The organism is Mucilaginibacter flavus (assembly GCF_030409315.1).
In the GTDB taxonomy this organism is placed as follows: domain Bacteria; phylum Bacteroidota; class Bacteroidia; order Sphingobacteriales; family Sphingobacteriaceae; genus Mucilaginibacter; species Mucilaginibacter flavus.
Genome location: NZ_JAUFPS010000066.1, coordinates 1 through 5,183 on the forward strand (window position 1 = coordinate 1; position 5,183 = coordinate 5,183).

General features: G+C 41.7%; 5 protein-coding genes. 3 read left to right on the forward strand and 2 right to left on the reverse strand.

Going from position 1 to position 5,183, the window contains the following annotated elements; translation table 11 throughout:
* Window positions 1-111 precede the first annotated feature (111 nt).
* Window positions 112-354, reverse strand: coding sequence for a hypothetical protein (locus QWZ17_RS23405; protein ID WP_290307746.1), 243 nt, complete (start codon window positions 352-354; stop codon window positions 112-114).
* Window positions 355-559: 205 nt separating this feature from the next.
* Between QWZ17_RS23405 and QWZ17_RS23410 the strand changes: the two genes are divergently transcribed.
* The 3 genes from QWZ17_RS23410 (at window position 560) to QWZ17_RS23420 (ending at window position 3,759) form a co-directional block, all read left to right on the forward strand.
* A complete protein-coding gene (locus QWZ17_RS23410) occupies window positions 560-1,729 on the forward strand; it encodes a glycosyltransferase family 87 protein (RefSeq protein ID WP_290307747.1) in 1,170 nt (389 codons plus the stop codon).
* Between the two features lie 283 nt (window positions 1,730-2,012).
* Window positions 2,013-2,981, forward strand: a complete 969-nt coding sequence (locus QWZ17_RS23415) for a glycosyltransferase family 2 protein (RefSeq protein WP_290307748.1) — start codon at window positions 2,013-2,015, stop codon at window positions 2,979-2,981.
* On the forward strand, window positions 2,962-3,759 hold the full coding sequence (locus QWZ17_RS23420; RefSeq protein ID WP_290307749.1) for a polysaccharide deacetylase family protein: 798 nt from the start codon (window positions 2,962-2,964) through the stop codon (window positions 3,757-3,759). The genes QWZ17_RS23415 and QWZ17_RS23420 overlap by 20 nt, the downstream gene beginning before the upstream one ends.
* A gap of 29 nt (window positions 3,760-3,788) precedes the next feature.
* On the opposite strand, the gene QWZ17_RS23425 is transcribed toward QWZ17_RS23420, so the two are convergent.
* Window positions 3,789-4,886, reverse strand: coding sequence for an SGNH/GDSL hydrolase family protein (locus tag QWZ17_RS23425; protein WP_290307750.1), 1,098 nt, complete (start codon window positions 4,884-4,886; stop codon window positions 3,789-3,791).
* Window positions 4,887-5,183 lie beyond the last annotated feature (297 nt).

Here is a 5,183-nt window from a genome sequence, read left to right on the forward strand (position 1 = left end):
AGACTCTTCTCCATCCGCTTTTTTTTGCATCAAGTTACATTATTATATTTAGAATGCAACAACCCTGCTCTCAAGAGGGGATTGGGGAAAAACAATGTTAGATACTTGATCCTACCCCGCCGTAATCAACGCCACCCCAGCGTCATCAACATGCACATGGCAGCTTTCAACAGAAATATGGTGTTTGAATTTGTTGATAGGTTCTATCCAGTCGCGGGAAGTAAAAACAGGGGCTTGTATGTTTACGGCTTCTACCAGTATCTCTTCGCCATCTAAAACCAGGCGCCAGCATTGGTCGCGGCCATTGCTATCCGTGTTATAACGAATTTGGGCAAGTTTAACTTGTTTGTTCATCAATCAAATAGTTTAATAATAAGGAGTCAGCCCGAAAAACGCCGTTTGCTTATGGTTAGTATTTGATTGCATCGTATCATTTATGTTGCGAAGGTTTTATTTCCCGGCCCGGCGTCCTATTATAATAATTGTATCATCTTTGTTACTGTAAATGGGGTTTGTAATTGGCGTATTTGTATATTCGCCGCTTATCTAAATCCTGTTAATGAAAAAGCTTTCCAATCTCATTTATAATAAGCCGCTGGTGTTTTCTTTATGGTTTGGCTTAAGCTTTATCATGGTGGTTAAAGGTATTTTGATCCACGCATCATACAACAACTACCAGGTATTTAAGTATAATTTTATACATACCATTCACCAGCAAAACCTGTTTGCCGATTATCCTCAACAGTATTTCGATCTTAACCATTACGGACCAATATTTTCGCTCATCATTGCCCCTTTTACATTTTTTCCAGATAATGTTGGCGTTGTATTATGGGTAATGTTTAATGCTTTTGTGCTGTTTAAGGCTATACAGTTACTGCCTTTAAAAGAGAACCAGTATGTGGTGATTTTGCTCATTTGCGCGCATGAACTACTAACCGCATCAGCCAATTTGCAAAGTAACCCTATGGTTGCGGGGTTAATCATCTTAAGTTTTTGCTTTATTAAGCGTAAACAGGATTTTTGGGCCGCGCTTATGATTGCCCTGGGTACTTTTATCAAGCTTTACGGTATTGTGGGGCTGGCGTTTTTCTTTTTCTCAGATAATAAACTAAAATTTATTGCCAGCCTCATCTTTTGGTCGGTAGTGTTGTTTTTGTTGCCGATGCTTATTTCATCGCCTGCATTTATTGTGCAAACTTACCATGATTGGTATATCGACCTGATTGCAAAAAATAATGCAAACGCTACATCAACCATGCAGGGCATCAGCGTGATGGGCTTTTTGCGCAAGATATTGAACTGGCAGGGCCTGGCAAATATTTATGTAATTGCACCGGCTATCCTTCTCTTTGGCCTATCCTATTTGAGGGTCAAATGCTATAAGATCACAGAATATCAATTGCTTATCCTGGCATCGGCCTTAATTTTTACCGTTATTTTCAGCAGCTCGGCCGAGTCAAGTACTTATATCATCGCATTCCCCGGTGTAGCTATCTGGTTTATGAATTTAAAGCGCCCGGTTACCTGGTTAGATGTTACTTTATTTGTGGCAGCGCTGGTGTTAACAAGCCTCTCTCCATCAGATCTTTTCCCCAAATACGTGCGTGTACATTATGTGATGCCGTATCGCCTAAAAGCGCTGCCTTGTTTTTTAATCTGGCTTAAAATTATTTATGAAACTTACACCCGCAATTTTACCGGGCAAAAGCACGTTAATATCGCGTAAACAGCTGCTGCAACGCTTCTTTGTCATTTATTTACCATATAGTAAAAAAATGTGCAATGGCTTGTAAAAATCATGTGATTATTACATATGTTTGTAACATCGAGGTTACAATTTGAATTTGTTTTGGGCCTTATCTACCCATTACTTATTTATTACAACCCTGTTGTAATGTTGTAACACAGTTTATCGTATTAACCTTGTAACAAAATATTTGCATTCAGCATCGAAGAATATAACGAGCTGAGCCCACGTAACCTGTCATACTTTAGTCCTGAAACTATTAATGATCTACGATTTAAAAAAGAGAATTTCCATTGTTATACCTGCATATAACGAGGAAAAAAATATCAGCTTCTTAATTGAGCAGCTTGGCGAAACGCTAAGCAATACCAATTATGAATACGAGGTGATTTTTGTTGACGACGGTAGTCGCGACAATACGCTGAACGAGATAAAGTTCAATGCGGCAATGCATAATAATGTGTATTATGTTGAGCTTTCGAAAAACTTTGGTAAGGATCACGCTCTTAAAGCAGGCATAAACCTGGCCAAAGGCGATGCAGTTATTACCATGGATGCCGATATGCAGCATCCGCCCGAAATGATTTTAACCATGCTGCGTTTTTGGGAGGACGATTACGATATTGTTTACACCTATCGTAAAAATGCCAACCCGCATGCTAAAGCTTACCAAAAAGCCACTTCAAAACTGTTTTATAAAGGCATTAACATGCTATCAGACATTAAGCTGGAAAACGGTACCGCCGATTTCAGACTGATGGACGCTAAGGTGGTAAAAGAGTTAAAAGGCATTGAAGAGTATGAGCTGTTTTTAAGGGGTATTATCAAGTGGACCGGCTTTAGGCAAATAGGCTTACCATACACCCCCTCAAAAAGACATACCGGCGAGGTAAGTTATTCGTTTTTTAACCTGGTTAAACTTGCCGTAAGCAGTATCATGGCGTTTAGCGCGCGTCCGCTTTATGTGGTAACAGGCATAGGTTTGTTTGTATCGGCTTTAGCTATTTTGTATATCCCGTATGTTTTGATCAGCTATTTTGCAGGCTACTCCGTTTCGGGCTGGGCATCTATTATAGCAACGGTTGCCTTTTTTGGCGGCTTGCAGCTGTTGGTATTGGGCATTATAGGTGTTTATGTGGGTAAAATATTTATGCAATCCAAACACCGTCCCAACTATATCGTCCGGTCTACCAATTTTGTTACTGTAAATAATGATCTTATTAGGATTTGATGTTGAAGAGTTTGATTTACCGTTTGAGTACGGTAAATCATTACCTTTTGACGAGCAGTTGAGTATTTCAACAACCGGGACTCATGCAATTTTGGAGATATTAAGATCAACTAATATAAAGGCTACTTTTTTTTGTACAGCCAACTATGCCCTTAACCAACCCGATGTAATTGCGCAAATTGTGAGCGAAGGCCACGAGATAGCGTCACACGGCTATTATCATTCAGATTTTAAGCCCGAGCATTTAAGGGAATCAAAACTTGCTTTAGAAAAAATATCCGGCACCCCGGTAACCGGCTTCCGGATGGCGAGGATGATGCCTGTTGACGAGGTCGAAATTCAAAAGGCCGGCTATACCTACAATTCATCCATTAATCCAACCTGGATACCCGGCCGTTACAATAACTTCAGCAAGCCGCGCACCTGGTTTTATGACCACGATGTGTTGCAGATTCCGGCATCGGTATCGCCACTAATCAGGTTTCCGTTGTTTTGGCTTAGCTTTCATAATTTGCCAATGCCGGTAATAAAAAGCATGAGCGCGGCTGCTTACCGCAAGGATGGTTACCTGAACCTATATTTTCACCCATGGGAGTTTACAGATCTTAACCAACCAGAGCGATTCGGTATCCCCGGTTACGTCGCCAAAAATTCAGGCGAAGCTTACATAGCCCGTATTAAAAATTTTATTCAGTGGGCGCAAGCCAAAGGCTGGGCATTTGCCCGCACAGGCGATTTGGCTGATAGCCTAAATAAAAGCAATTTAGTGTTGAGGTAAATCTTCTGTTGTATAAAAAACGGCCAATCCTATTTTTTCAACAGCCCCGCAAAAAACGGCTCAAGTTCCTTCGCCAGAACCTGGTGATCGGCCACGCTTGGATGTCCGCTGCAACCATGTGGGTCCATTGGCTCAAAAAAGAAGGTGGCAACTGGTTTATCGGTTGGGTAAGCGGTGTCGATTTCTTTTTTTATACTGATGAGGCACCTTTGTAAAAGTTCCCTGGAGGCATCCCGCATCATGGGGCTGGATAGTAAGGCTATCTGCGCTTTGGGATATTTTGATTTTACCACCTTAATAAAATCGACAAAGGTTTTAACAAATTTAATGGTATCAAATGCCGCGCGTGCGCTGCCATCGCCTTTGCTCATATCATTGGTGCCTAAAGCAATGCTTACAATTTTTGGGGTATAGGTTTTAAAATCCCACTTTTGAGCGCTGTTTACCTGTAGGTTGGTGTTTTCATACACCAGCGGGATTGATGGCGCATCCCGGTTCCAGGTACGGTAAATGCCAAAGCCGCTTACGCTGGCCAACACAAAATTTGCATTTAGCTTGCGCGATACACTTGGGCCATAAGCCATGTAGGCGTTATGATGGTCGTGGTAATCGCCGATGCCGCAAGGTATTTCTGAGTCATCTGCCGCCGCGCCACAGGTAATGCTGTTACCTATAAATTCTATTAAAGGAAATTTGGGTATAGCCAGGCTTTTGACATCATGCGCCGCTATTTTTGAAAAGATTAAAGCCCCGGTATGTGCCTCCGTCGCTTTATAAATCCAGATGTGGTGCAGGCCGTTGCCCGCAGCTTTGATAATTAATGGTTCTTTTGAACTCCCCTCAATACGGATCTTCTTTTGGTAAACCCCATCTAATTCATATTGCAGATAGTTATGTTCGCTCGCGTTGGCTATGCCTACGTATACAGCACATTCGTTGCCCTTAAAGCTGAAACCGAAATGCGCGGCAGAGGTAATTAGCTCCAAACCGTTTTTATCATTAATAATGGTGCGACCAAGGGGCTTTAAATCTTTAGCAAAAAGGGTATCTGCTGATTTAACTTTTGCCGTGCTTTGCAACGCGCATAAAATAAACAGGATGAATGTAATGGCTGTACTGTTTTTCATAACGATACAAAATAGAGGATATCGTCGTGTAAATCCAAATTGATGCAATTTATCGGTATAAAATGTTGTAAAAGTATCAGCGGTAAAATTTGCGGTACTGCTCTGTATATCGGCGGCGACTCACCCCGGCAACGCTTCGCTGGCCGACCCTCTCTCCGGCTAAAGCCGCATAGAGGGTGAATCCCATTTTTTATTTCCCCGCCCCTCTATGCGACGCAGGTGATTGTTGCGCAACTATTATTAAATACAGTCGTGAGACAGTAAACCGTTCTTTGAGCTATTGATTAAAACGATGGT